The 23,352-nt window shown below is 73.5% G+C and carries 20 protein-coding genes; 8 read left to right on the forward strand and 12 right to left on the reverse strand.

The genetic code is table 11. From position 1 onward, the window contains the following. Positions 1 to 24 precede the first annotated feature (24 nt). Entirely contained in the window at positions 25 to 1,143 is a 1,119-nt protein-coding gene (gene serC, locus ACJ6WD_RS25730) for a phosphoserine transaminase (protein WP_407616586.1), read from the forward strand. A 91-nt stretch (positions 1,144 to 1,234) separates the two neighbouring features. Here serC and ACJ6WD_RS25735 read toward each other — a convergent pair whose 3' ends face one another. After that, positions 1,235 to 2,011 (reverse strand): DUF6333 family protein, encoded by a 777-nt coding sequence (locus ACJ6WD_RS25735; RefSeq protein WP_407616587.1) that lies wholly within the window; start codon positions 2,009 to 2,011, stop codon positions 1,235 to 1,237. Positions 2,012 to 2,263: 252 nt separating this feature from the next. Between ACJ6WD_RS25735 and ACJ6WD_RS25740 the strand changes: the two genes are divergently transcribed. Continuing rightward, positions 2,264 to 2,677: a PPOX class F420-dependent oxidoreductase gene (locus ACJ6WD_RS25740; protein WP_233658569.1), complete on the forward strand. Its 414-nt coding sequence runs from the start codon at positions 2,264 to 2,266 to the stop codon at positions 2,675 to 2,677. A gap of 33 nt (positions 2,678 to 2,710) precedes the next feature. On the opposite strand, the gene ACJ6WD_RS25745 is transcribed toward ACJ6WD_RS25740, so the two are convergent. Beyond that, entirely contained in the window at positions 2,711 to 3,766 is a 1,056-nt protein-coding gene (locus ACJ6WD_RS25745) for a hypothetical protein (protein ID WP_376445077.1), read from the reverse strand. A gap of 99 nt (positions 3,767 to 3,865) precedes the next feature. Between ACJ6WD_RS25745 and ACJ6WD_RS25750 the strand changes: the two genes are divergently transcribed. Together ACJ6WD_RS25750 and ACJ6WD_RS25755 are read left to right on the forward strand one after the other, a co-directional pair. Continuing rightward, entirely contained in the window at positions 3,866 to 4,537 is a 672-nt protein-coding gene (locus ACJ6WD_RS25750; RefSeq protein ID WP_233658673.1) for a GDSL-type esterase/lipase family protein, read from the forward strand. Positions 4,538 to 4,579: 42 nt separating this feature from the next. Next, entirely contained in the window at positions 4,580 to 5,608 is a 1,029-nt protein-coding gene (locus ACJ6WD_RS25755) for an aldo/keto reductase (RefSeq protein ID WP_407616588.1), read from the forward strand. Between the two features lie 208 nt (positions 5,609 to 5,816). Here ACJ6WD_RS25755 and thpR read toward each other — a convergent pair whose 3' ends face one another. Genes thpR through ACJ6WD_RS25770 form a run of 3 tightly spaced genes read right to left on the reverse strand, consistent with a single transcriptional unit; the run spans position 5,817 to position 8,380 of the window. After that, positions 5,817 to 6,383, reverse strand: coding sequence for an RNA 2',3'-cyclic phosphodiesterase (gene thpR / locus ACJ6WD_RS25760; RefSeq protein WP_331249231.1), 567 nt, complete (start codon positions 6,381 to 6,383; stop codon positions 5,817 to 5,819). Between the two features lie 44 nt (positions 6,384 to 6,427). Continuing rightward, entirely contained in the window at positions 6,428 to 7,915 is a 1,488-nt protein-coding gene (locus tag ACJ6WD_RS25765; protein WP_331249232.1) for an MFS transporter, read from the reverse strand. Between the two features lie 27 nt (positions 7,916 to 7,942). Continuing rightward, positions 7,943 to 8,380 carry a MarR family winged helix-turn-helix transcriptional regulator gene (locus tag ACJ6WD_RS25770; RefSeq protein ID WP_016572425.1) on the reverse strand — a complete coding sequence of 146 codons (438 nt, stop codon included), beginning with the start codon at positions 8,378 to 8,380 and terminating at the stop codon, positions 7,943 to 7,945. A gap of 140 nt (positions 8,381 to 8,520) precedes the next feature. On the opposite strand from ACJ6WD_RS25770, the gene ACJ6WD_RS25775 reads away from it, so the two are divergent. After that, positions 8,521 to 8,721 carry a hypothetical protein gene (locus ACJ6WD_RS25775; protein WP_078487291.1) on the forward strand — a complete coding sequence of 67 codons (201 nt, stop codon included), beginning with the start codon at positions 8,521 to 8,523 and terminating at the stop codon, positions 8,719 to 8,721. A gap of 21 nt (positions 8,722 to 8,742) precedes the next feature. Here the strand turns inward: ACJ6WD_RS25775 and ACJ6WD_RS25780 are convergent, their stop codons facing one another. Then, positions 8,743 to 10,215, reverse strand: coding sequence for an NCS2 family permease (locus ACJ6WD_RS25780; protein WP_233658573.1), 1,473 nt, complete (start codon positions 10,213 to 10,215; stop codon positions 8,743 to 8,745). 271 nt (positions 10,216 to 10,486) lie between these two features. On the opposite strand from ACJ6WD_RS25780, the gene ACJ6WD_RS25785 reads away from it, so the two are divergent. The 3 genes from ACJ6WD_RS25785 to ACJ6WD_RS25795 all read left to right on the forward strand — a co-directional run bounded on the left by ACJ6WD_RS25785 (position 10,487) and on the right by ACJ6WD_RS25795 (position 14,837). After that, positions 10,487 to 10,768 carry a DUF2530 domain-containing protein gene (locus tag ACJ6WD_RS25785; RefSeq protein ID WP_016572422.1) on the forward strand — a complete coding sequence of 94 codons (282 nt, stop codon included), beginning with the start codon at positions 10,487 to 10,489 and terminating at the stop codon, positions 10,766 to 10,768. Between the two features lie 188 nt (positions 10,769 to 10,956). Continuing rightward, positions 10,957 to 13,380, forward strand: a complete 2,424-nt coding sequence (locus tag ACJ6WD_RS25790; protein WP_407616589.1) for an HAD-IC family P-type ATPase — start codon at positions 10,957 to 10,959, stop codon at positions 13,378 to 13,380. A gap of 245 nt (positions 13,381 to 13,625) precedes the next feature. Continuing rightward, entirely contained in the window at positions 13,626 to 14,837 is a 1,212-nt protein-coding gene (locus tag ACJ6WD_RS25795) for a cytochrome P450 (RefSeq protein ID WP_407616590.1), read from the forward strand. A 106-nt stretch (positions 14,838 to 14,943) separates the two neighbouring features. Here ACJ6WD_RS25795 and ACJ6WD_RS25800 read toward each other — a convergent pair whose 3' ends face one another. The 6 genes from ACJ6WD_RS25800 to ACJ6WD_RS25825 all read right to left on the reverse strand — a co-directional run bounded on the left by ACJ6WD_RS25800 (position 14,944) and on the right by ACJ6WD_RS25825 (position 22,856). Further along, positions 14,944 to 16,242, reverse strand: coding sequence for a cytochrome P450 (locus ACJ6WD_RS25800; RefSeq protein ID WP_374206817.1), 1,299 nt, complete (start codon positions 16,240 to 16,242; stop codon positions 14,944 to 14,946). Then, complete coding sequence (locus ACJ6WD_RS25805; RefSeq protein WP_233658576.1) at positions 16,239 to 16,895, reverse strand: ATP/GTP-binding protein; 657 nt, start codon at positions 16,893 to 16,895, stop codon at positions 16,239 to 16,241. The genes ACJ6WD_RS25800 and ACJ6WD_RS25805 overlap by 4 nt, the downstream gene beginning before the upstream one ends. Continuing rightward, positions 16,876 to 17,232, reverse strand: coding sequence for a DUF742 domain-containing protein (locus ACJ6WD_RS25810; RefSeq protein ID WP_038521057.1), 357 nt, complete (start codon positions 17,230 to 17,232; stop codon positions 16,876 to 16,878). Before ACJ6WD_RS25810 ends, ACJ6WD_RS25805 begins: the two co-directional genes overlap by 20 nt. Next, a complete protein-coding gene (locus tag ACJ6WD_RS25815) occupies positions 17,229 to 17,642 on the reverse strand; it encodes a roadblock/LC7 domain-containing protein (protein ID WP_016572416.1) in 414 nt (137 codons plus the stop codon). The genes ACJ6WD_RS25810 and ACJ6WD_RS25815 overlap by 4 nt, the downstream gene beginning before the upstream one ends. Then, positions 17,639 to 19,231, reverse strand: coding sequence for an ATP-binding protein (locus ACJ6WD_RS25820; RefSeq protein WP_233658578.1), 1,593 nt, complete (start codon positions 19,229 to 19,231; stop codon positions 17,639 to 17,641). The genes ACJ6WD_RS25815 and ACJ6WD_RS25820 overlap by 4 nt, the downstream gene beginning before the upstream one ends. Positions 19,232 to 19,616: 385 nt before the next feature. Further along, a complete protein-coding gene (locus tag ACJ6WD_RS25825) occupies positions 19,617 to 22,856 on the reverse strand; it encodes a sacsin N-terminal ATP-binding-like domain-containing protein (RefSeq protein ID WP_407616630.1) in 3,240 nt (1,079 codons plus the stop codon). Positions 22,857 to 23,352 lie beyond the last annotated feature (496 nt).

Genomic DNA, 23,352 nt, shown 5'->3' on the forward strand with positions numbered 1-23,352 from the left:
CGTTCGACCCTCTAGGCTTCCTCTGTGGCTGATATCCAGATCCCCGCTGACATCAAGCCCGCCGACGGACGCTTCGGCGCGGGCCCCTCCAAGGTGCGTACGGAGGCGCTCGACGCGCTGGCCGCCACCGGCACCTCACTGCTCGGCACCTCCCACCGCCAGGCCCCGGTCAAGAACCTGGTCGGCTCGGTGCGGCAGGGCGTGCGCGACCTCTTCCAGCTCCCCGAGGGCTACGAGGTCGTCCTCGGCAACGGCGGTTCCACCGCGTTCTGGGACGTCGCGACGCACGGCCTGATCGAGAACAAGTCGCAGCACCTGTCGTTCGGCGAGTTCTCCTCGAAGTTCGCCAAGGCCGCCAAGCTGGCGCCGTGGCTGGCCGAGCCCACCGTCCTCTCCGCCGACCCGGGCACCCACCCGGAGCCGGTCGCCGAGGCGGGCGTGGACGTCTACGCCTTCACCCACAACGAGACCTCGACCGGTGTCGCGGCCCCGATCCGGCGGGTGGCCGGCGCCGACGACGGCGCCCTGGTGCTGGTCGACGCGACCTCCGGCGCCGGTGGCCTCCCGGTGGACATCGCCCAGACCGACGTCTACTACTTCGCGCCCCAGAAGTCCTTCGCCTCCGACGGCGGGCTCTGGCTCGGCGTCTTCTCCCCGGCCGCCCTGGAGCGCGCCCGCGCCGTGCACGCCTCCGGCCGGCACGTCCCGGAGTTCTTCTCGCTGCCCACCGCGATCGACAACTCCCTGAAGAACCAGACGTACAACACCCCGTCCCTCGCCACCCTCTTCCTGCTCAACGAGCAGCTGGAATGGATCAACGGCCAGGGCGGTCTGGACTGGGCGGTCGGCCGCACCGCCGCCTCCTCGCATGCCCTCTACGGCTGGGCCGAGGACTCCAAGTACGCCACCCCGTTCGTCACCGACCCGGCGAAGCGCTCGCAGGTCATCGGCACGATCGACTTCAGCGACGACATCGACGCGGCGGCCATCGCCAAGGCGCTGCGCGCCAACGGCATCGTCGACACCGAGCCCTACCGCAAGCTCGGCCGCAACCAGCTGCGGATCGCGATGTTCCCGGCGATCGACCCGGCGGACGTCACGGCGCTGACCGCCTGCATCGACTACGTGGTCGGCCAGCTCTGACGGCACCGACGCACCGACGCGGACGGGCCCCGGCACGGCGCACCGCGCCCCGCCGGGGCCCGTCCGCGTGCCAGGGTGCCGCCCGGGTCGGCTAGGACCGCGCGAACCACACGTCGGCGAGGTTCGCGGCGCCCCTCTGCGACCGCCGGACGCGGAAGTACGAGACGTGCCGCTCCTCGACGCCACCGGCGGGGCGGCGGTGCAGCCCGAGGGCCAGCACGCCCAGGTCGGACCAGGCGCGCTCGCACGGCGCGTCGTCGAGGTCGAAACCCACCTCCGCCGCCGTCTCCCGGTCGACGCCTATCGCCCGCAGCACCTCCTGCGGGTCCCCGGCGAAGGTCCAGCCGTCCTCGTCGTCGCAGTCCCAGCCGCCGGCGAACACCTCCGGGCCGCTCGGCAAGAGCACCTGCTCCTCCAGGTAGCAGTTGCCGTAGTCGAGTGCGACCGAGCCGACGATGCGGGCCTCGGGGTGCCGGGCGCGCTGCCGCGCGACCTCCGCGGTCATCGCCTCGCGGAGCAGGTCGCTGCCGAGCGCCGGCTCGAAGACCATGACGACGCCGCCCCAGCAGCCGACCGCGACGAAGTCCAGGTCGGCGCGGACCTCAGGCCAGGCCAGGTCGGCGACGGGGCGCTCCGGCAGCTGTTCCAGGACCTCGGCGACGGTGCCGAGCTCCTCGACGACCCGGCGGGCGCGCACCGGGTCGTGCGCCGGCAGCGGCTCCGGCTCGGTGACGTCCGGGTCGGGGAAGGGCGGGAAGAGCAGGGTCAGGGTGACCTCGCCGTGCCGCCGGAGCTGCACCTCCTCGTCCGGATCGTGCTCCGCCTCGTCGTCGTGCACCGGGCCCCCGTGAACATCCGCATCGCTCATGCCGCCAACGTAACTCCCGCCACTGACAACCCAGTTGGGGGCCGGCGGCCATCGGGGAGCGGGAGGTCGGCGGCTCGGACGCCGGGAGCGGCGCACCGCCCGTGCCCCGTCCGAGTCCCCCGGCGGTCGTCGCCGACCGCGCGCCCCACGGCGGCGGACGCGCCCCCGAACGGACGCACCACGCCCGGCCGCCACACCGGACGCACCGCGACGAGACGTGACGAAACAGTCCGAATATGCCTCCATGGAGGGATGCGGACCCCTCCCAGCCCCGGCCTCGCCCCCTTCGAGCGCCAGGGAACGATCCTGCTGACCACCTACAAGAGGGACGGCACCGGCGTCGGCACCCCGGTCAACCTCGCGGTGGACGGCGACCACGCCTACTTCCGCACCTTCGGCAGCGCCTGGAAGGTCAAGCGGATGCGCAACTTCCCCGAGGTGGAGTTCTGCGCCTCGACCTGGCGCGGCAAGCCCACCGGGCCCACCGTCCGCGCCCGGGTCCGGCTGCTGGACCCGGCCACCCGCGAGTACCGGCGCGCCGAGCGGTCGTTGACCCGCAAGTACCCGCTGATCCACGGGCTGGTGGCGCCGCTCGTGCACCGGCTGCGGCGGCAGCCCACGCTCCACTACGAGCTGCGGCTGATCGAGGACGGCCCCCGGGCGTAGCGGGGACGGCCCGGACCGGGCCGTCCGCGACCGCTACCGGCGGCCCCGCCGCAGCAGGCTCCGGACCCCCAGCACCAGCGCCGTCGCGCCCGCCAGCACCAGCGCCCCCTTGCCGTAGCTGGGCGCCCCGCCGGACGACTCCCCCGGCCGGCCGGCCGCCGCGCCGCCGCCCGACCTCCCGCCGTCCGCCGCGTCGTCGTCCCGCCGCGCCGCGTCCGGGAGCTGGTCCCCGCTGAGCGCCACCGGCTCGACCTGGCTGCCGCGCCCCTCCGACCCATACATCAGCGTGCGGCCGTCGGGGGTGAAGCTGACCGACTCGCCCTGCCGTTGGAGCGGCACCGCCACCGGACCGAGGGACTCGGGGCGGCCGTCGCGCCAGCGGTACGCCTGCGCCCCGAAGTAGCCGCGCAGCACCAACCGGCTGCCGTCCGGGGAGAACGCGCCGTCGGTCACCCACAGGTCGATCGGGGCGACCTTGCGGAAGGTGTTGCTCCCGGAGGCGGACAGCCGGGCCGGGCCCTCGTAGAGCGCGGCCCCGCCGCCCTGCTTCTTGCTCGCGAGGTAGACCCGGCCGGTCTTCGGGTGCACCATCAACGCCTCGGCGTCCCGCGGCCCGTCGGCGTAGCGGACGGTGAACTGCTCGGCGGTGACGGTGGTGTCGCGCAGCTGCGCGGGCTCGGGGAAGCGGTAGATCCAGACGTGGTCCCAGCTGCCGCCGAGGTTGTCGCCGATGTCGCCGACGTAGATCCGCCCGTCCGGGCCGACCGATATCGCCTCGACGTCGCGCGGCGCCCCGATGCCGCGCAGCGTGACGGTGGCGACCGTGCGGCCGGTGGCCGCGTCGACGGCGTAGACGTAGGGACCGTCGTCGCTGTCGTTGTGGGTCCAGTAGACGCCGGGGTGGGCGCGGCTGGCGGCCAGGCCGCTGGACTCGGTGATCCGGGGGTCGGTGAGGGTGAAGGCGTCCGGCTCCGCGGCGGCGGCCGGGCCGCCGGCCGCGGCCAGCAGGGCGAGCGCCCCGGCCGCCACCCCCGTCGCGTACGGGAGCGGACGGCGGGGGCCCCTGGGACGACGCACGGCGGCACACATGGGGCACAGCCTGCCACGGCGCCGGCCCGCCCGGGGCCGCGTGGCCAGCGTCACGTACCCGCAAGTAGCGCCGTCGGTCATCATGGCCGGATGAGGATCATGTGCGTCGGGGACTCCATGACGATCGGCAGCTCCGGCGACCACACGTGGCGCTACCGGATGTGGCAGCACCTCAACGCGACGTACCCCGGCCCGTACCGCATCGTGGGCCCGCGCCGCACGCTCCACGACCCGGCCACCGGCGAGGCGGACTCCTACGCCTACGCCGACCCGGCGTTCCCCGAGAAGGCCCGCAACCACCTCGCCGGCTGGGGCGAGGGCTGGCTGCACATGGCGCCGCTGATCGAGGACGCGGTGCGGGAGCACCGGGCCGACACCCTGCTGGTCTCGCTGGGCCTGATCGACCTCGGCTTCTACACCGACCCCGAGCAGACCGCGCAGAACATGCGGCTCTTCGTGGACCGGGCGCGGGCCGCCCGGCCGCACGTCCGGGCGGTGGTGATGCCGGTGATACCCAACGTGCGGGCGCTGGTGGACCCGGACTTCGGCGCCCAGTGCACGCGCTTCAACGAACTGCTGGCGAAGGCGGTGGCCGACCTGTCCACCCCCGGCTCGCCCCTGCTGCTGGCCTCCGTACCGGAGCGCTGGGACGTCGACCGGTCCACCTACGACGGCACCCATCCGTCCGAGCTGGGTGAGCACCTGCTGGCCGGCGCGTTCGCCGACGCGATGCACCAGGCGTGGGACGTCGGCGGCCCCTACACCGCCTGACCCCTTGCTTCGAGCGGGCTCCAAGGGCTTGGCTGGACGACCATGGAGTACACGCAGCTGGGACGCACCGGACTCAAGGTCAGCCGCATCGTCCTCGGGACGATGAACTTCGGGCCGCAGACCGACGAGGCGGACAGCCACCGCATCATGGACGCCGCGCTGGACGCGGGCGTCAACTTCTTCGACACCGCCAACGCCTACGGCTGGGGCGCGAACAAGGGCCGCACCGAGGAGATCATCGGCTCGTGGTTCGCCCGCGGCGGCGACCGGCGGGACAAGACCGTGCTGGCCACCAAGGCGTACGCCAACATGGGCCCGGACGGCGAGCCGGTCTGGCCCAACCACGACAAGCTCTCCGCGCTCAACATCCGACGGTCGGTGGACGCCAGCCTCGCGCGCCTGCGCACCGACCACATCGACCTTTTCCAGTTCCACCACGTCGACCGGGCCACGCCCTGGGACGAGATCTGGCAGGCCGTCGACGTCCTGGTCCAACAGGGCAAGATCCTCTACGTCGGCTCCTCCAACCACGCCGGCTGGCACCTCGCCCGGGCGAACGAGACCGCCGCCCGCCGGGGCTCGCTGGGCCTGGTCAGCGAGCAGTGCCTGTACAACCTCGCGGAGCGGCGCGCCGAGATGGAGGTCATCCCGGCGGCCCGCGGGTACGGCATGGGCGTCATCCCCTGGTCACCGCTGCACGGCGGACTGCTCGGCGGGGTGCTGCGCAAGATGGGGGGACCTCCCGGCGGTAGCCGGGGGAGGGAAGGCACCGGCGCGGCCCGCTCGACCTCCGGCCGCTCAGCCGACTCCCTGACCAACTCGACGATCCGGGCACAGATCCAGTCCTACGAGGACCTCATCGACGCGCACGGCCTGGCGCCGGGCGAGGTGGCACTGGCGTGGCTGCTCAGCCGGCCGGGGGTGACCGGCCCGATCGTCGGTCCGCGCACCGCCGACCAGCTCGCCTCGGCGCTGCGCGCGGTGGAGCTGGAGCTGTCCGCGGAGCTGCTGGCGGGCCTGGACGAGGTCTTCCCGGGGCCGGGGCCGTCGCCGGAGGCGTTCGCCTGGTGAGCCGGCCGTCCGGGCCGGCGGCGCGCCGCGGCGGGCGGCGCGGCGGGGTCAGCGCAGCGCCGCCGCCACGATGACGACGATCAGCAGCACGGCGAGCAGACCGGACATGATCCGGTTACGGGTCTTGGGATCCACCCTTTGAGCGTAACCGGGGCGGAACCGCGCCCTGCGCCGACCCGGTCCGTTCGCCGTCCGGGCCGCTCCCGGCTCAGCCGCCCAGCGGCCAGCGCGCCACCGGCTCGTAGTGCGGCTGACTGCCGGGGACGCCGGGCGCCGGCGGGTGGCTGCGCATCAGGGCGATCTCCTCGACCCTCCAGACGCCGCTCGCGAAGTCGGCCAGGGCCGCGGTGTACGGGACGAGGTCGAGGCGGCCGGAGCGGTTCCGGGCGAGGGTGAGGTGCGGGGTGTACGGGCGGTGCTCGCCCATCCGCAGGCCCGCCCGGCGGCCGGCCGCCTCGACCGCGTCCGCGAGGTGGCGCATGGCGGGCCGGTCGCCGTCCGCGCCGGCCCACACCACCCGGTCCCCGAACCGGCCGCCGCCGGCGATCCGCAGCTCGTAGGGGGCGTGCCGGCGGGCGGCGCGGCCGAGGCGTTCGTGCAGTTCGTCGAGGACGTCCGCGGGCACCTCGCCGTAGAAGGCGAGGGTGAAGTGCCAGCCGTCGTGGCCGGTCCAGCGCAGCCGTTCGGCGTCCGGCAGCTGCTTCAACCGGCCCACTTCCGCGGCCAGTTGGCCGAGGGGGTGGGCCGGCGGCAGCACGGCGGCGAAGAGTCTCATGGGGTCAGTGTTGCCCCGTGTGGGCCGCCGTGCCCGCCGAACGGCTACGCCGCCGGCGCCAGCTCCTTCTCCGTCGCCTCACCGGACGCCGCGGCGGCGCCCCGGCGCGGGACGAACGCCACGTGCGGGTGTCCGCGCCGCAGGTCGACCTTGAGGCGGAGCCCGCCGGAGCGGGCCAGGACCAGACCGACCAGGGCCGCGGCCGCCATGGAGATCGCCCCGCCGGCGAGGAAGCCGATCCGCGGGCCGTAGGTGTCGGTGACCCAGCCGAGCAGCGGCGCGCCCAGCGGTGTGCCGCCCATGAAGACCATCATGAACAGGCTCATCACCCGGCCGCGCATCGCCGGGTCGGTGGCCATCTGGACGCTGGAGTTGGCCGTGACGTTGATCGTCAGGCCGACCATGCCGATCGGGGCGAGCAGCGCCGCGAAGACCCAGAACCCGGGCGACAGGGCCGCGACGCACTCCAGCAGGCCGAAGACCAGCGCCGCCCCGACGAGCATCCGCAGCCGGGATCCGGACCGGCGGGCCGCGAGCAGCGCACCGATCAGCGAGCCGGCCGCCATCAGGCCGTTGAACAGCGCGTACGTGCCGGCCCCGGCGTGGAAGACCTTGTAGGTGAAGGCGGTCAGCCAGATCGGGAAGTTGAACCCGAAGGTGCCGATGAAGCCGACCAGGACGATGGGCCAGATCAGTTCGGGGTGCTGGCGGACGTAGGCCAGGCCCTCCCGCAGCTGACCCTTGCTCCGCGGGACCCGGTCGACCTTGTGGAGTTCGGCGGTCCGCATCATCAACAGACCGGTGAGCGGGGCGAGGAACGACAGGCCGTTGAAGAGGAACGCCCAGCCGCTGCCGAAAGCGGTGATCAGGACGCCGGCGACGGCCGGGCCGATCAGCCGGGCGGACTGGAAGTTGGCGGAGTTCAGGCTGACCGCGTTGCGCAGGTCGCGCTGGCCGACCATTTCGGAGACGAACGCCTGCCGGGCCGGGTTGTCGACGACCGTCACCAGGCCGAGGAGGAAGGCGCCCGCGTAGACGTGCCAGACCTGGACCTGGCCGCTGAGTGTGAGGCCGGCCAGCGCCAGGCCGGTCAGGCCCATCGCGGACTGGGTGCACAGCAGCAGCTTGCGCTTGGCGAAGCGGTCGGTGAGGACACCGCCGTAGAGGCCGAAGAGCAGCATCGGCAGGAACTGCAGCGCGGTGGTGATGCCGACCGCACCGGACGAGCCGGTGAGGCTGAGCACCAGCCAGTCCTGGGCGATGCGCTGCATCCAGGTGCCGGTGTTGGAGACCACCTGACCGGTGGCGAAGAGACGGTAGTTGCGGATGCGGAGGGAGCTGAACATGCCCGTGCGCGGTGTGGCGGCGGGGCCGGGGGTCGTGCCGGCCGTGGCAGTCCCGTTGGGGTTCGGGGCTGCGGCGTCACCGGGGGCCTCGGTGGGGCCCGGGGTGGTCGCGTTCGCGTCGTCGGTAACCGTGTCGTGGTGGGAGTTCGGTGCGGGGGCGGAGTGTGCTCCGGGTCCCGTACTCAAAGTGGGTTCGCCTCCTCGGGCCAGGGTCTACAGCTGTGCGAGCTTCTCCAGGACGGGAGCTGCGTCCCGCACCTTGGCCCACTCGTCGTCGTCCAGCCCGGCGGCCAGTTCGGCGAGCCAGGCGTTGCGCTTGCGGCGGCTCTCCTCCAGCATCGCCTCGGCCTGTTCGGTCTGGGTGACCACCTTCTGGCGGCGGTCGTCGGGGTGTGCCTCCAGCCGGACCAGCCCCTTGGCCTCCAGCATCGCGACGATGCGGGTCATCGACGGGGGCTGCACGTGCTCCTTGCGGGCCAGCTCGCCGGGCGTGGCCCGGCCGCACCGGGCGAGGGTGCCGAGCACCGACATCTCGGTGGGGCTGAGCGACTCGTCGACGCGCTGGTGCTTCAGGCGGCGCGAGAGGCGCATCACGGCCGACCGCAGGGAATTCACGGCGTCAGCGTCGACGCCGTTGGACAGTTCCGGCATGGTCTTTAGCATAGCTCATTAGCCTTTCTAAGGAAAGCGGGGGTCGGGGCCCACGACGGGACACCGCGGGATCACCCATATGAGTGAGGACGTCGCGGAAAGCGACACACCTGACCACACCGTGCGGGGACCGTGTCGGTATGGGATCGAGAGTGCTCAGCCTGCGCGTCGACGGGGAGCTGCTGGAGCGCCTTGGGCAGCATGCCGCAAAACGCGGAATGAGCGTCCAGGACTACGTGGTCCGGACGCTCATCCGCGAGGACTTCGATGAACGGTTGTCGAGCTCGGTCGACGCGACCGAGCGGCTGCACTGCTGGGGACCGGCGGCCCGCCCGTCGTGACGGGGCCCGCCGGAGCACCGCCTACCTGACCCCGAGCACCTGCTCGATCGGGTTGAGCAGGAAGTAGACGAGGAAGCAGACCCCGACCGCGTTCAGCAGCCACGGGACCTCCTTGAAGCGGCCGGTCGCCGTCCGCAGCAGGATGAAGGCGAGCACGCCGATGCCGATGCCGTTGGTGATGCTGTAGGTGAACGGCATCGAGATCACGGTCAGGAACGCCGGGATCGCGACGGTGAAGTCGCTCCAGTCGATGTCCCGGACGTTCGAGGCCATGATCAGGAAGCCGACGACCAGCAGGGCGGGCGTGGCGGCCTGCGAGGGGACGACGGTGGCCAGCGGCGTGAAGATCAGCGACAGCAGGAACAGCCCGCCGGTGACCAGGTTGGCCAGGCCGGTGCGGGCACCCTCGCCGACGCCGGCGGTGGACTCCACGAAGCAGGTGTTGGCGGAGGCCGAGCCGAAGCCGCCGGCGGCGACCGCGATGCCGTCCACCATCAGGATCCGCCCCATGTTGGGCAGGTTGCCGGTCTCGTTGTCCAGCAGCTCGGCCTCCTCGCCGACGCCGATGATGGTGCCCATCGCGTCGAAGAAGCCGGACAGCAGGACGGTGAAGACGAACAGGCAGCCGGTCAGCACGCCGACTTCCTTGAAGCCGCCGAAGAGACTGATCTGCCCGATGAGTCCGAAGTCGGGCGCACCGACGATCTTGTCCGGGACGTTCGGGACGGCCAGCCCCCAGGACGCATCCGGAATGGTCGCCACCGCGTTGATGACGATCGCGACGACGGCCATGGTGACCATCCCGATCAGGATCGCGCCCTTGGTCTTGCGGACGGTCAGCACGAACATCAGCGCCAGGCCGAGCACGAACACCAGCACCGGCCAGCCCTTGAGCTGACCGCCCTGGCCGAGACTGAGCGGCACGGTGGTGTGCGCGGCGTCCGGGTTGCGGCTGACGAAGCCCGCGTCGACCAGGCCGACCAGCGAGATGAACAGGCCGATGCCGATCGCGATGGCCCGCCGCAGCCCGTTGGGGATGGCGTCCATCACCCGCTGCCGCAGCCCGGAGGCGACCAGGATCATCAGCACCAGGCCGGCGAGCACCACCATGCCCATCGCGTCCGGCCAGCTCATCTTGGGCGCGAGCTGGAGCGAGACCACCGCGTTGATGCCCAGGCCGGCCGCGATGGCGATCGGGACGTTGCCCATCACGCCCATCAGGACGGTGCCCAGACCGGCCATCAGGGCGGTGGCGGTGACCAGCTGCCCGTTGTCGAGGTGGTGGCCGTATTTGTCGACGCCGGCGCCGAGGATGATCGGGTTCAGCACGATGATGTAGGCCATCGCGAAGAACGTGGCGAGTCCGCCGCGCAGCTCGCGGCTGACGGTCGAACCCCGCTCGGAGATCTTGAAGAAGCGGTCGAGTCCGTTCCTGGGCGGCTGGGGGCCAGGACTCTTCAGGGCGTCGACCGGCGTGGGGGTCGAGGGCGACATGCAGGACCTCAGTCGTACGGGCCGGAGCGGGCGGGAGGGCCCGAGGGCCGGACCACGCACGGACGGCGGGACAGCAACCAATGAACTGGAACAGTGTGGAGGGATCAGATTGGAGGAATCAACGATCCGAACCAGTCAGTTCCGGAAAGGTTCAGTATGAATAAACAATTCGTTGATCGCTATCTCCGCGCGTAGACCCGTGAACCGCTCCTCGCCCGCCGCCGTAAAGGGCCCGGACCGCCACCCCGGCCGGCCCCGTAAGCTGAGCCCCATGTGGAAGAAGTCCGAACTGCGCGCGGCCCCGGCGCCCCTCGAAGGTCCCGTCGTCGGCACGATCACCGGCGGCACCGTCATCTGGTTCGTGCTCTTCCTCGCCCAGCTGCCCTTCTACGGCTGGTACGCCGACCACGGCCACGCCTGGTTCGTGTGGACCTGCCTGGCCGGCGGCGGGCTCGGCCTGCTGGGCGTCTGGTACGTGCGCAAGCGGGACGCCGCGATCAAGCGGGACGCCGCGGCCCGGCAGACGGCGACCGCCGCCGCGGACGGCGCCTGAGCGCGGACCGCCCCGCCGGTCACCCCTCTTCGGGCGCCCACCCCTCGGGCCGCCACCGATCCCCGACCCCCCGTCACCGGACGCCGTCCGCGCGCCCGGGGTTGCCGCGTAACCGGACAGAACCCCGCACAGCACTTCTGTCGACCGCCAGCGGGTGAGACCGACATTCCCCCCGTAACGTCGAGGGCATGACGGACCCGGCGCAGACCGAAGTCGAGGAACCGGAGCCCGGCGGCGGCCGGCCCGCCGGCGGAAACGGCCGGGAGGTGGCCCGGCGCGGGCTGACCACCGCCGAGGTCGCCGGACGCGTGGCCCGGGGCGAGGTCAACGACGTCCCGGTGCGGTCCTCGCGCTCCACGGCGGACATCGTCCGCAGCAACGTCTTCACCCGGTTCAACGCCATCATCGGCGTGCTCTTCGTGATCATCCTGATCGTCGGTCCGATCCAGGACGGCCTGTTCGGCTTCGTCATCCTCGCCAACACCGGCATCGGCATCTTCCAGGAGCTGCGCGCCAAGAAGACCCTGGACAGCCTGGCCCTGATCGGCGAGACCCGGCCGACCGTCCGCCGCGACGGGGCCGCGGTCCAGGTCCCCACCTCCGAGGTGGTCCTCGACGACGTCCTCGAACTCGGCCCCGGCGACAAGGCCATCGTCGACGGCGAGGTGCTGGAGAGCGACGGCCTGGAGATCGACGAGTCGCTGCTGACCGGCGAGGCGGACCCGGTCGTGAAGAAGCCCGGCGACCCGGTGATGTCGGGCAGTTTCGTGGTCGCCGGCAACGGCGCGTTCACCGCGACCAAGGTGGGCCGGGCCGCGTACGCGGCGCAGCTCGCCGAGGAGGCCAGCCGGTTCACCCTGGTCCACTCCGAACTGCGCACCGGCATCAGCCAGATCCTCAAGTACGTGACCTGGATGATGATCCCGACCGCGCTGGGGCTGATCCTGAGCCACCTGCTGACGCTGGGCCTGCCGGCCGACGCCGCGATCCGGCGGATGGTCGCCGGGATCGTGCCGATGATCCCCGAGGGGCTGGTGCTGCTGACGTCGGTCGCGTTCGCCATCGGCGTCGTCCGGCTCGGCCGGAAGCAGTGCCTGGTGCAGGAGTTGCCGGCCATCGAGGGGCTGGCCCGGGTCGACGTGGTCTGCCTGGACAAGACCGGCACCCTCACCGAGGGCGGCATGGACGTCACCGCACTGCGCCCGCTGGCCGACCAGGACCCGGCCCGCGTCCGGCAGGTGCTCGGCGCCTTCGGCGCCTCCGACCCGCGCCCCAACGCCTCCCTGGCGGCCGTCGTCGACGCCTACCCGGCCCCCGACTCCTGGCGGTGCACCGGCACCCTGCCGTTCTCCTCCGCCCGCAAGTACAGCGGCGCGGCCTTCGACGAGCCCGACGGATCGGCCTCCGCCTGGCTGCTCGGCGCACCGGACGTGCTGCTGCCCGACGACGACCCGCTGCTGCCGGAGATCGACCGGCTCAACGCCGAGGGCCTGCGGGTGCTGCTGCTGGCCCGCGCCACCCGGCCGCTGGACCACCCCGACGTCGCGCACGAGGGGCAGCCGGCGGCGCTGGTCGTCCTGGAGCAGCGGCTGCGCCAGGACGCCCCCGACACCCTGCGCTACTTCGCCGAGCAGGGCGTCCAGGCCAAGGTGATCTCCGGTGACAACGCGGTGTCGGTGGGCGCGGTCGCCGGCAAGCTGGGGCTGGCCGGCGCGGACTCCCCCGTGGACGCCCGGCGGCTGCCGCACGACGACCCCGAGGCGCTGGCCCGGGCCCTGGAGGACGGCGCCGTCTTCGGCCGGGTCACGCCCCAGCAGAAGCGGGACATGGTCGGTGCGCTCCAGGCCCGCGGCCACCACGTCGCGATGACCGGTGACGGCGTCAACGACGTGCTGGCCCTCAAGGACGCCGACATCGGCGTCGCCATGGGCTCCGGCTCCGAGGCGACCCGGGCGGTGGCCCAGATCGTGCTGCTCAACAACAGCTTCGCGACGCTGCCGTCGGTGGTGGCCGAGGGCCGCCGGGTGATCGGCAACATCACCCGGGTCGCCACCCTCTTCCTCACCAAGACCGTCTACTCGGTGCTGCTGGCCGTCCTGGTGGCCTGCTGCCAGATCCCGTACCCGTACCTGCCCCGGCACCTGACGCTGCTGTCCACGCTGACCATCGGCGTGCCCGCCTTCTTCCTGGCGCTGGCGCCCAACAAGGAACGTGCGCGCCCCCACTTCGTACGGCGGGTGATGCGCTACGCCGTGCCCTCCGGCGTGATCACCGGTCTCGCGGCGTTCGCCACCTATCTGCTGGCCCGCGCCTACTACACCGGCCCGGACGCCCTGAGCGCGCAGACCAGCGCCGCCACCCTGACGCTCTTCCTCACCGCCCTGTACGTCCTCGCGATCATCGCCCGCCCGTACACCTGGTGGCGGATCGGGCTGGTCCTGCTCATGGGGTTGGGCTTCCTGATCGTGCTGGTGACGCCGTGGCTCCAACGCTTCTTCGACCTGCGGCTGGTGGGGACGACGATGCCGTGGACGGCGGTGGCCATCGCGGCGGTGGCGGCGGTGCTGCTGGAGGTGGCCTGGCGGTGGGTGGGGCGCCGGTTCCCGGCGTGAGCGGCACCGGCCGGACCGACGGGGCCGGTGGGCGGCGCCACGGCGCGGCGCGCGGATCGTCGTGGACCGGGTCCCGCTCCACCCCGCCCGTTCTCCCGACGGCTCCTGCCCGTTCTCCCGGCGTCGTCGAACCGTAGCGTCGGCGGTCTTGATAACGGCCCGCTCCAGCAACGATCTTGGGAGGGACGGACGGCCCGCGCTCGCCGCGGCCCCGTACCGCATCCCGACCGAGGAGAGCAGTGCCCGTGAATCGAGAAGCACCGGACATCCTGTCGCCCGAATTCGCCGCGGATCCGTATTCCGCCTACCGCGTGCTGCGTGACGACTTCCCCCTGCTGCATCACGAGGCCACCCGGAGCTACGTCATCTCGCGGCACGAGGACGTCGAACGGGCCTTCAAGGACCCGGTGTTCACCACGGACAACTACGACTGGCAGCTGGAGCCGGTGCACGGCCGGACCATCTTGCAGATGAGCGGCCGGGAGCACGCGGTGCGGCGGGCCCTGGTCGCCCCGGCCTTCCGCGGCAACACCCTGGAGCAGTCCTTCCTCCCCGTGATCGAGCGCAACGCCCGGGAGTTGATCGACGCGTTCCGCGGGACCGGCAGCGCGGACCTGGTGGCCGACTTCGCCACCCGCTTCCCGGTCAACGTCATCGCCGACATGCTGGGTCTGGACCGGGCCGACCACGACCGCTTCCACCGCTGGTACACCGCGATCATCGGCTTCCTCGGCAACCTCGCCCAGGACCCCGACGTCACCGAGGCCGGGCTGCGCACCCGCGACGAATTCGCCGCCTACCTGCTGCCGATCATCCGCGAACGCCGCACCGCACCCGGCGACGACCTGCTCTCCACGCTCTGCGCCGCGGAGATCGACGGCACCCGGATGAGCGACGAGGACATCAAGGCGTTCTGCAGCCTGCTGCTGACGGCCGGCGGCGAGACCACCGACAAGGCCATCTCCAGCCTGGTGCACAACCTGCTGCGACACCCGGAGCAGTTGGCCGCGGTCCGTGCGGACCACGCGCTGATCCCGCGGGCGTTCGCGGAGACGCTGCGCCACAGCCCACCGGTGCACATGATCATGCGGCAGGCCGCCGAGGACGTCACCATCGGCGGCGGCCTGGTGCCCAAGGGCGCCACCCTCACCTGCCTGATCGGGGCGGCCGGCCGCGACGAACGGCGCTACGCCGACCCGGACGTGTTCGACATCCACCGCACCGACCTGTCCACCACCACGGCGTTCTCGGCCGCCGCGGACCATCTCGCGTTCGCCCTCGGGCGGCACTTCTGCGTCGGCGCGCTGCTGGCCAAGGCCGAAGTGGAGGTGGGCGTGGGCCAGTTGCTGGACGCCCTGCCGGACCTGACGCTGGCACCGGACGCGCACCCCCGGGAGCAGGGGGTCTACACCCGTGGCCTGGCCGCGCTGCCGGTGCGGTTCACCCCGGCCGGTTAGCGGCGCGCGTGCGGCGGGTCGCGTTTCACGTGAAACGTGACCCGCCGCACGGGAGTTGCCGACGCCTCACACCAACCAGGCCGCAACACAGCGGGGTTGTGGGCCGTCAGCTGCGCCGTGCGGGTGCCGTCCCCATCGCGGGAATCGGGGTGTAGGCGGGCGTGAACTCCACCGGCAGGCTGACCAGTCCGCGCATCCACAGCGACGGGTGCCACACCAGGTCCTCGGTCGGCACCGCCAGCATCACGTCCGGCAGCCGGTCGAGCAGTACCTCCACCGCGGCCTTGGCGATCACCTCGGCGATCTCCGGGGCGGGGTAGGGGCAGGAGTGCTCGCCGTGGCTGAAGGACATGTGGGCCTGGTTGCCGTCGGAGCCGGCGTCGCTGAAGTCCGGCCGCACCTGCGGGTCGGTGTTGGCGGCGGCCAGGCCGAGGATCACCAGGTCCCCGGTGCGGATCCGGCGCCCGCCGAGCTGGGTGTCGCGGACCGCCCAGCGCCCGATGAAGTTCTGCGTCGGGGTGTCGTGCCAGAGCACCTCGTTGAGCGCCTGGCCGACGCTGCGCCGGCCGCCGGAGAGGCTGAGCGCGAACCGGTCGTCGGTCAGCATCAGCCGCAGGGTGTTGCCGATCCAGTTGGCGGTCGGCTGCTGGGCGGCGGCCATCACCACCAGCAGGTCGATCACCACCTCCCCCTCGGCCAACCCGGCCGGATGCGCCAGCAGACGGGACGGCACGTCGGCGCCGGGCGCGGACCGCTTGGCCTTGACCAGGCGCTGCATCCGCTCGGCGACCCGCTGGTGCGCGGCGATCGCGCCCTCGTCCTCGTTGAGCGACGCGGCGATGTCCGCGGCGAGTTCGGGCACCTCGGTGTGCGGGAAGCCGAACAGCTCGGCGATGACCAGCAGCGGCAGCCGGGCGGCGTAACGGGCCATCAGGTCCGCCTCGCCGGAGCCGGCGAACGCGTCGATCAGCCCGTCCGCCAGCCGCTCGCAGATCTGCCGCAGCTCGAACTGGTCGATCGCGGTGAGCGCGTCGCTGATCGCCCCCGCCCGGCGGCGGTGCTCGGGGCCCTCGGCGAACATCACCGACGGCTGGTGGCCGACGAACGGCAGCAGCGGCCAGTCCGCGGGGATCTGGTCCCAGGCGTGCCAGCGGCGGGAGTCCCGGGCGAACAGCTCCGGGTTGCTGGTGACCTGGTGCAGCTCGCGGTAGCCGAGCACGAACCAGCCCGGGACGTCGCCGTCCAGGAGGATCGGCGCGACCGTCCCGTGCCGGGCGCGCATCTCGCGGTAGAGCCGCGCCGGGTCGCCGCTGAGGCCGGCGCCGTAGAGCGGCACGGCGTCCGTGCCGGAGGCGCCGGCGCCCAGCGGGCAGCCGCCGGTGGTGGAGTGCTGCGGGTCGTTCACGGTGCGGTCTCCGCGGGTTCCTGAACGGGTACGGGGTCCCGGGTGGACAGGGCGTAGAGGTGGTCGACCAGCGCGATCAGCACGGCCTTGCTGGACTCCCGGTCGCGGGCGTCGCAGGCGATCAGCGGCACCTCCTCGGAGAGGTCCAGCGCGTCGCGGATCTGCTGGAGGGTGTGCCGGTCCCCGCCGAAGTCGTTGTGCGCGACGATGAACGGCATCCCGTGCGCCTCCAGCCGGTCGATGGCGTACCAGGAGTCGTCCAGCCGGCGGGTGTCGACGAGCACCACCGCGCCCAGCGTGCCGGAGAACAGCCGGTCCCACAGGAACCAGAAGCGTTCCTGCCCGGGCGCGCCGAACAGGTACAGCACCGCGCTGTCGTTGACGGTGATCCGGCCGAAGTCGAAGGCGACGGTGGTGGTCGTCTTGCCCTCGACTCCGCGCGGGTCGTCGACGCCGACCCCCGCCCGGGTCATCGTCTCCTCGGTGTTCAGCGGTCGGATCTCGCTCACCGAGCGGACCATGGTGGTCTTGCCGACGCCGAAGCCACCGACGACGACGATCTTCAGGCCGTTGTCGGCGGTGGCGCGCAGCGGCACGCGGTCGGTGTCGGTCGCTCCGTCCGGGTGCACGGGCTCAGAGGCGGTGGAGTGCATCGAGCACCTCCTTCAGCAGGTCGGCATCGGGTAGTTGGGCGGTCGCGGGGACCCGCGGGTGCCGGGCGGTGACCTGGCCGCGGTCCAGCAGGTCGGACAGCAGGATCCGGACCACGCTGACCGGCATCCGCAGCTCCGCCGAGATCTCGACCACGGCCGTCGGGCGGCGGCACGTGGTCAGGATCCGGGCGTGCTCGGACTGCATGCCCGCGCTCGGGTCGGACTCGCTGACGATGAGGGTGACCAGGTCGAGCGCGTGGTCGTCGGCGGACCGGCTGCGGCCGCCGGTCACGGTGTAGAGCCGGTCCGGATCGTCGTCAGGACCGAGCCGCTTCATGCCGTCGGCCCGCCCTCGCCGCGCGGGGCGGCCTGGAGGTACTCGCCGATCTGCTCCACCAGTTCGTTCATGTTGAAGCCGATCAGGCCGACGTCGGCGTCCTCGACGGCGATCAGGGCCAGGTGGGCGCCGTTGCCGGCCTCGACGATGAACAGCAGCCCGCCGTGGAACTCCGTCATCGCCTGCCGCACGCCGCCGGTGCCGTCCCCGAACTCCACGGACGCGCCGTGCGACAGGCTCTGGATCCCGGAGGCGATCGCGGCGAGCTGGTCGGCCTGGTCGACGGTCAGGTCCTTGGAGTGGCAGAGCTTGAGCCCGTCCCGCGACAGGACCAGGGCGTGCCGGGCTCCCGGGGTCTTCTGGAGGAGGTTCTCCAGCATCCAGTCGAGGCTGTGGTCAGTGGTGTTCATCGGGTCTCGTCCTCCGGGCGTGCTGGCGAGGGGGCTGGGGGTGACGCGGGCGTGCCGCTCGTTCGGGGGCCGTCGGCACCGTCCGGGGCGGGCTTGCCCTGGACGGCGTGACGGAAGGCGCGGAACCGGGCCGCCGACTCCGCACGGGAACGCGCGGGCCGCGCGTCGTCGCGCACCGGTTCCGTCCCCATGGGGGCGGCGGCCAGGGTCTGGCCACGACGGCGCTTGGGGAGCCCGCTCTCGCCGAACTCGGGCGCCGGGGCGGCGTCCGCTCCGGTCCCGCCGCCGCTGCGGGCGGTGCGTCGCGGCAGCGGCGCCGGGGCGTCGGCCGGCGTCCCGGACCGGTCCGCCGCCCGCGGCGTCTCCCGGGGCGTCTGCCGCGGCTGCGGACGGGCCGCGGGCAGTCCCTCGGGCGCGGCTTCGGGGGTGCGTCGGGGGGCCGGTACGACGGGCCGCGGCGCGCCCGCGATCGGGGCGGCGACCGGCTGTTCGGCCGCCGACCGGGTCTCGGTGACCAGCTGCTGCGGGATGAGGACGACCACGCCCGTGCCGCCGCGCGCCGACGGCCGGAAGGAGACGTTCAGCCCGTGCTTGCGGGCCAGGCAGCCGACCACGGCGAGCCCCAGTCGCGTCCCGGACAGCGACATCAGGTCCAGGGTGTCCGCGGACACCGTCTCCTGGGCGCGCTGCAACGCGGCCTCGCCCATCACCAGCCCGCTGTCCTCGACGCTCACCACCACGCCGGCCTGCGCCTCCTCGACGTAGACGTGGACCGGCGAGGACGGCGGGGAGAACGAGGCGGCGTTGTCCATGATCTCGGCGAGCGCGTGCATGATGCCCTCGGCCGCGTGGCCGGCGATCGCGACGTCGCTGCTGCTGTGCAGCTGGATCCGCCGGTAGGCGCTGATCCGCCCCATGGCGCCGCGCAGGATGCTCTCCATGGCGATCGGCTTGTTCCACCGGCGGCCGGAGCGGGCACCGGTCAGCACCGCGATGCTGTCCGCCAGCCGCCCGGCCTGCGCCGTCGTGTGGTCCAGCTTCAGCAGGTCGCCCAGCACCTCCTCGCCGTGCCGGTTCTCCATCTCGCGCAGGTCGGCGAGCATCCCGGTGGCGAGCGCCTGCACCCGGCCGGCGGCGTTGGCGCACGCGGACATCGCCGCGGCCCGCATCCGTTCGCCGCGCCCGACCTCCTCGGCCAGCGTGCGCACGATCCGCTGGTGCGCGGCGATCGCCGGCAGGTCGGTGCGGCCCAGCGCGGTGTCCACCGAGGCCCCGTCGCGCAGCTGCGCGACCAGTGCCGGCATCGTGACGTTCGCCAGCCGCTCGGCCTCGGCCTTGATGGTGGCGATCCGCTCCCGGTAGTGCCGGGCCAGCCGTTCCTGGTAGACCGCGGTCGCCACGGCGGCGCTCAGCAGCACCGCGCAGGTCCCCCCGGACCAGGCGAGCGGCGTGCGCACGGACTCCGGGACGAGCAGGACCGCCCCGAGGCACAGCGCGCCGGTCACCACGAGGACGACCGCCAGCGTGCGCAGTGCGGCGCCCAGCGGCGTGGGCGCTGCCCCGGGGCGGGAGGGTATCCGTGCTGGCATCAAACAGGTCCTCGTGAGCGGCGGGACGGCGGGCGGGACGGATGGGCGATCGGCAGGAACGGGGCCCGGGAATCGGGATGCCGATCCGCGGCGGGCACCGACCCATGACGGGTCTCGGTGTGCGACGAGAGAATGATCGAAGATCGCCCTGGCACTCTAGCCTGTTGGCGGCGTCCGGCAAGTTCCGCATCGAGCTCCGTTGTTGACGACCCGTGCGTCCCGCGGACCCCACCGTCGCGGAAATCGCGCGGGCCCTGGGGCGGGACGCCGGAAGGACCGGAAACCAGGCCGCGACCCGCCGGAAGAACGACGGCGGTCGCCGGACCCGTACGTCCGCCGACCGCCGTCGAATTCGCTTCCGGTCACGCCCCGCGGCGCACCGCGCTCAGTCGAACCACCGGGCCCGGGCCAGCTCCTCGACCCGCTCCGGGTCCTCCAGCAGCGCCGCGACCTCGAACCGGCGCGGCCACTGCCCGCTGGCCCAGGCCAGACCGGCCGCCACGCCCTCCAGGGTCGCGGCGTGCAGGGTGCCGTCCGGGGCCCACCGCCAGTCCAGCTCCACGTCCCCGTCGGGGCCCTCGACCAGCAGTTCCTCGTGCTCGACGTACGCCTCGGGGGTGGCCGGGCCGAGCAGGGCGCGGACCGCCTCCGGCACGTCGTGCGTCGCCCCGTCGGAGCGGACCTCGGCGACGACCGCCTCGCTCAGCCGCCGCACCTGGAAGAGTTCGGCCAACTCCGTGGCGCGGGCCGGCCGCACCGGCAGCAGCGCGCGGTCGCCGGCCAGCGGCATCAGGTCCGGCGCGTCGGCGACCAGCGCGTCGGCGGCGTCCACCACCCGCACCGTCCCGTCGACGACCGCCCGCAGGTCCTCGGGCAGCGTCACCTGGTCCGGGTCGAGGTCGGCCAACATGCCGTACAGGGAGTGCAGTTGCCCGGCGCCCGCCCGGAGGTCCGGATCGGCGAGCCGGCCCAGGAGTTCGGCCGCGCCGCCCGGTTCGTCGAGCAGCGCACCGACCGAGGTGCGGACCCCGAGGGCGCGCAGCACCTGGGCGTCGACCTGCCCCGCGTCGGCCGCCTCGTACAGTCCGGCCAGCAGCGGATCGCCGCCGGCGGCGCGCAGTCCGGCCGGCCGACGGCCGTCCAGCACCGGGTGGCCGCGCAGCCACCAGGCGGTGTAGGGCCGCACCGACTCCGTGGTGCCGTCCGGCAGCAGCACCCGCACCGGCGTGGTCAGGGCGTCCCGCAGCGGCGGCTGGGAGAGCATCTCCAGGACCCGCGGCCAGGCGTCGTCGGCGACCAGGTCGAGGTCGCGGACCGCGACCAGTTCGGTGACGACCGGGGGGACCGGCGCCTCCGGCAGCGTGTCGAGGACGTCCTCGCACCACACGTCGACGGCGTCCAGCAGTCCGGCGTCGTCCGGCTCGGGGAACTCGCTGTCCCGCGGCTCCAGTTCGTCCGGGTCGAGCACCACGTCGGTGGCCCGGACCAGCGCGAAGGTGGCCAGCACCCCCACCGCGGTGAGCGGCTGCACACCCCACCGCTCCGCCAACTCGGCCTCGCATGCGGCGAGTTCACCTTCCCTGATGACCTGCTCGAAGTCGCTCCCGGGAAAGACCAGTTCGCCCGCCGGCGCCAGTTCGCCGTCCTCGTCGGGCAGGGCCAGCGCGGCCAGCCACGGCTCGTCCCCGGGCGCCAGGTTGGCGTCCCGGACCAGCCCGAGGACCGCCTCGGCCAGCTCCTCCGCCCCCAGCGGCACCCCGGCGCCCGGCGCCAGCTCGTCCTCGAAGACGTCGTAGGCGTCCTCGTCGGCGTCCAACGAGTGCGCGACCGCCGCCCGCACCTGAGGGGTCGTCAGTACGGCGCGGGGTGCGGCGGGAGTGGCCCCGAGCTTCTCCAGGAGCGGGTGGACCGCGTCCGGGTGGGCGACCTTGAGCCCCAGCCGGGCCAGGGTGCGGTGCCGGTCGGCGGCCTCGCCCTCGACGTCCGGGCCGCCGTCGGGCAGCGGCAGCAGCACCTGGCGCGGCCCGATGGCGGTCCGCCCGGCGCCCGCCAGCGGCACCGGCAGCCCGCTGAGCCGGTCCGGGTCGGTGCCGGCCAGCGCGTCGTAGAGCCGCCACCACCACTGCGGCGACCGGTCCACGCCGGCCAGCCGGTCGATCATCTCGGTGAGCGGGACCCGTGCCACGCCCAGCGCCCGCAGCTCCGGGCGCCGTTCGAGGCCGGCCGGCAGCAGGCTGGGGAACAGTTCCGCCAGCACCCCGACGGTCGCCGCACCGGCGCCCTCCACCAACTCCGCGTCCACCGGCCGCAGCACGTACCGCTCCGCGTCCTCGGCGTCCTCGGCGTCCTCGTCCCCCGCGGCGGCCCGCTCCGCCCCGGCCGCCGCCGCGCTCGGCAGGAACCGCACCCGCGGCAGCGACTCCACGATCTGCCGACGGAGTTCACCGTCCAACCAGCCCTTGCCCAACGGTCCCGGTACGAGGTCCAGGGTGCCGGCCGACACCGGCTGCCAGTCGCCGAGCAGCCCCGCGTACGCGGTGGCCGCCCGGCCCACCAGGAAGTCGGCGAGCGGGCCCGGGGCGACGTGCCGCCGGGTCGGCTCCAACGGGAACGAGGCGATGAGCAGCGCGGGCAGGCCCAGGGGCTCGTCGGTCGGGGTCGGCGCGTGCAACACCGGTGCGGTGCCCGGCCGCACCGGCGCACCCGTCTCGTCCACCGGCACCGCCCAGGTCACCGACCAGGACGGCCGCAGCCGCTCCTCCACCGGGCGGTCCGCCAACAGCGCCGCGTCCAACGCACCGCCGTCGCCGGTCACCCGCCACCGGGTCGCCCCCCGCTCGCTGTCCTCGATGCGGACGTACCGCTCGTCCTGACAGCGGGTCAACGTCCGCACGCCCTCCGGCGTCTCCACCACGACCTCGGCCAGCCCGGGCAGGGTCAGCAGCAGCGCCGCGTCGATCCCGGCCACCAGCCGCTCGGCGAGGTCCTGCGCCGCCCCGTCGCGCAGCGGCAGCACCACCGAGGTGTCGTACCCCTCGGGCGCGGTGCCCTCCGCGGGCAACGGCAGCCGCAGCAGCGGTACGTGGCCCTCACGCCGACGGAGTTCGCCGCCCAGGCCGGGGCTGTGCGCGGCCACCGCCTCGGCCAGCTCCCGGGCCTCGGCGAGCGACCAGCGGACGCCGCCGGTGCGGCCCACCAGCGCCGGTTCGTCGCTGACCGCCAGCACCGCGGCGAACCCCACGCCGAACCGGCCGACCGCGCCGACCGCCACGCTGCTCTCCCGCTTCGCGGAGGCGCGCAACGTGGAGAGCGATTCGACGCCGGTGGCGTCCAGCGGGGCACCGGTGTTGGAGGCGACGAGCACCGCGGGCGCGTCACCGTCGGCGGGGTGCAGGGTCAGCCGCAGCCGGCCGGGGACACCGGCCCGGCCCGCCGCGTCCGCCGCGTTCTGCGCCAGCTCCACGGCGAGCCGGTCGCGGTAGCCGCCGAGCGCAAGGTCCTCCTCGGCGTTGGCGTCCTCCCGGAACCGGGCCGGCGAGGCGGCCCAGGCATCCAGCACGCCGCGCCGCAACCGGGCCGTACCGAACGGGTCGGCGCCGTCGTCCGCGCCCCGCACCCACGGCATACCTGCCACGTTTCTCGTCTCCCTCGTCAGACCGTTCTGTCCCGACGGTACTCCCACGTTGTCGGCTTTCCCGCCGTACGGCGTCCGCGCTGCGGGCGGGGGGCCGCCGTGCGTCGCCGGCTGCTCCACCGCGGGGGTGCCCGCCTTCGGCGGAGGGGGTGTTGGGGCGGGGGCGCCAGGTGGGAGCTGGGTGACGGCTGTGGGGTCGGTGGGGTGGGGGTCGTCCACGCCCAACCCGCGCTTCTGGTCCGTGGGCCACCACGACGGCCCCGTACGCCTCACCCACCGGGCGGGGGGGGGCCGCACGACTACGCGAGGGGGTGGGCCGGGGGTGCCTGTGTTGAGGACGTAAAGCGCAGCAGTCCTCAACACAGGCACCCCCGGCCCACCCCCGACACCCACCACGAAGAGAAGGCGACGCACCCGCCCAACACACCCCACCGCTCCCGCCGAAGGCGGGCAAAGACCCACGGGCACCCCCACGGCGGGACAGCCG

Origin of the sequence: Streptomyces sp. VTCC 41912 (assembly GCF_045799175.1) — a bacterium.
GTDB lineage: Bacteria > Actinomycetota > Actinomycetes > Streptomycetales > Streptomycetaceae > Streptomyces > Streptomyces albulus_C.

Bases quoted from the DNA above. Each gene is read 5' to 3' on its own strand.
- ACJ6WD_RS25735 (WP_407616587.1), bottom strand. From the start codon at position 2,011: ATGAGCGATGCGGATGTTCACGGGGGCCCGGTGCACGACGACGAGGCG.
- ACJ6WD_RS25740 (WP_233658569.1), top strand. From the start codon at position 2,264: ATGCGGACCCCTCCCAGCCCCGGCCTCGCCCCCTTCGAGCGCCAGGGA.
- ACJ6WD_RS25745 (WP_376445077.1), bottom strand. From the start codon at position 3,766: ATGTGTGCCGCCGTGCGTCGTCCCAGGGGCCCCCGCCGTCCGCTCCCG.
- ACJ6WD_RS25750 (WP_233658673.1), top strand. From the start codon at position 3,866: ATGTGCGTCGGGGACTCCATGACGATCGGCAGCTCCGGCGACCACACG.
- ACJ6WD_RS25755 (WP_407616588.1), top strand. From the start codon at position 4,580: ATGGAGTACACGCAGCTGGGACGCACCGGACTCAAGGTCAGCCGCATC.
- thpR (WP_331249231.1), bottom strand. From the start codon at position 6,383: ATGAGACTCTTCGCCGCCGTGCTGCCGCCGGCCCACCCCCTCGGCCAA.
- ACJ6WD_RS25770 (WP_016572425.1), bottom strand. From the start codon at position 8,380: ATGCCGGAACTGTCCAACGGCGTCGACGCTGACGCCGTGAATTCCCTG.
- ACJ6WD_RS25775 (WP_078487291.1), top strand. From the start codon at position 8,521: ATGGGATCGAGAGTGCTCAGCCTGCGCGTCGACGGGGAGCTGCTGGAG.
- ACJ6WD_RS25780 (WP_233658573.1), bottom strand. From the start codon at position 10,215: ATGTCGCCCTCGACCCCCACGCCGGTCGACGCCCTGAAGAGTCCTGGC.
- ACJ6WD_RS25785 (WP_016572422.1), top strand. From the start codon at position 10,487: ATGTGGAAGAAGTCCGAACTGCGCGCGGCCCCGGCGCCCCTCGAAGGT.
- ACJ6WD_RS25790 (WP_407616589.1), top strand. From the start codon at position 10,957: ATGACGGACCCGGCGCAGACCGAAGTCGAGGAACCGGAGCCCGGCGGC.
- ACJ6WD_RS25805 (WP_233658576.1), bottom strand. From the start codon at position 16,895: ATGCACTCCACCGCCTCTGAGCCCGTGCACCCGGACGGAGCGACCGAC.
- ACJ6WD_RS25810 (WP_038521057.1), bottom strand. From the start codon at position 17,232: ATGAAGCGGCTCGGTCCTGACGACGATCCGGACCGGCTCTACACCGTG.
- ACJ6WD_RS25815 (WP_016572416.1), bottom strand. From the start codon at position 17,642: ATGAACACCACTGACCACAGCCTCGACTGGATGCTGGAGAACCTCCTC.
- ACJ6WD_RS25820 (WP_233658578.1), bottom strand. From the start codon at position 19,231: ATGCCAGCACGGATACCCTCCCGCCCCGGGGCAGCGCCCACGCCGCTG.
- ACJ6WD_RS25825 (WP_407616630.1), bottom strand. From the start codon at position 22,856: ATGCCGTGGGTGCGGGGCGCGGACGACGGCGCCGACCCGTTCGGTACG.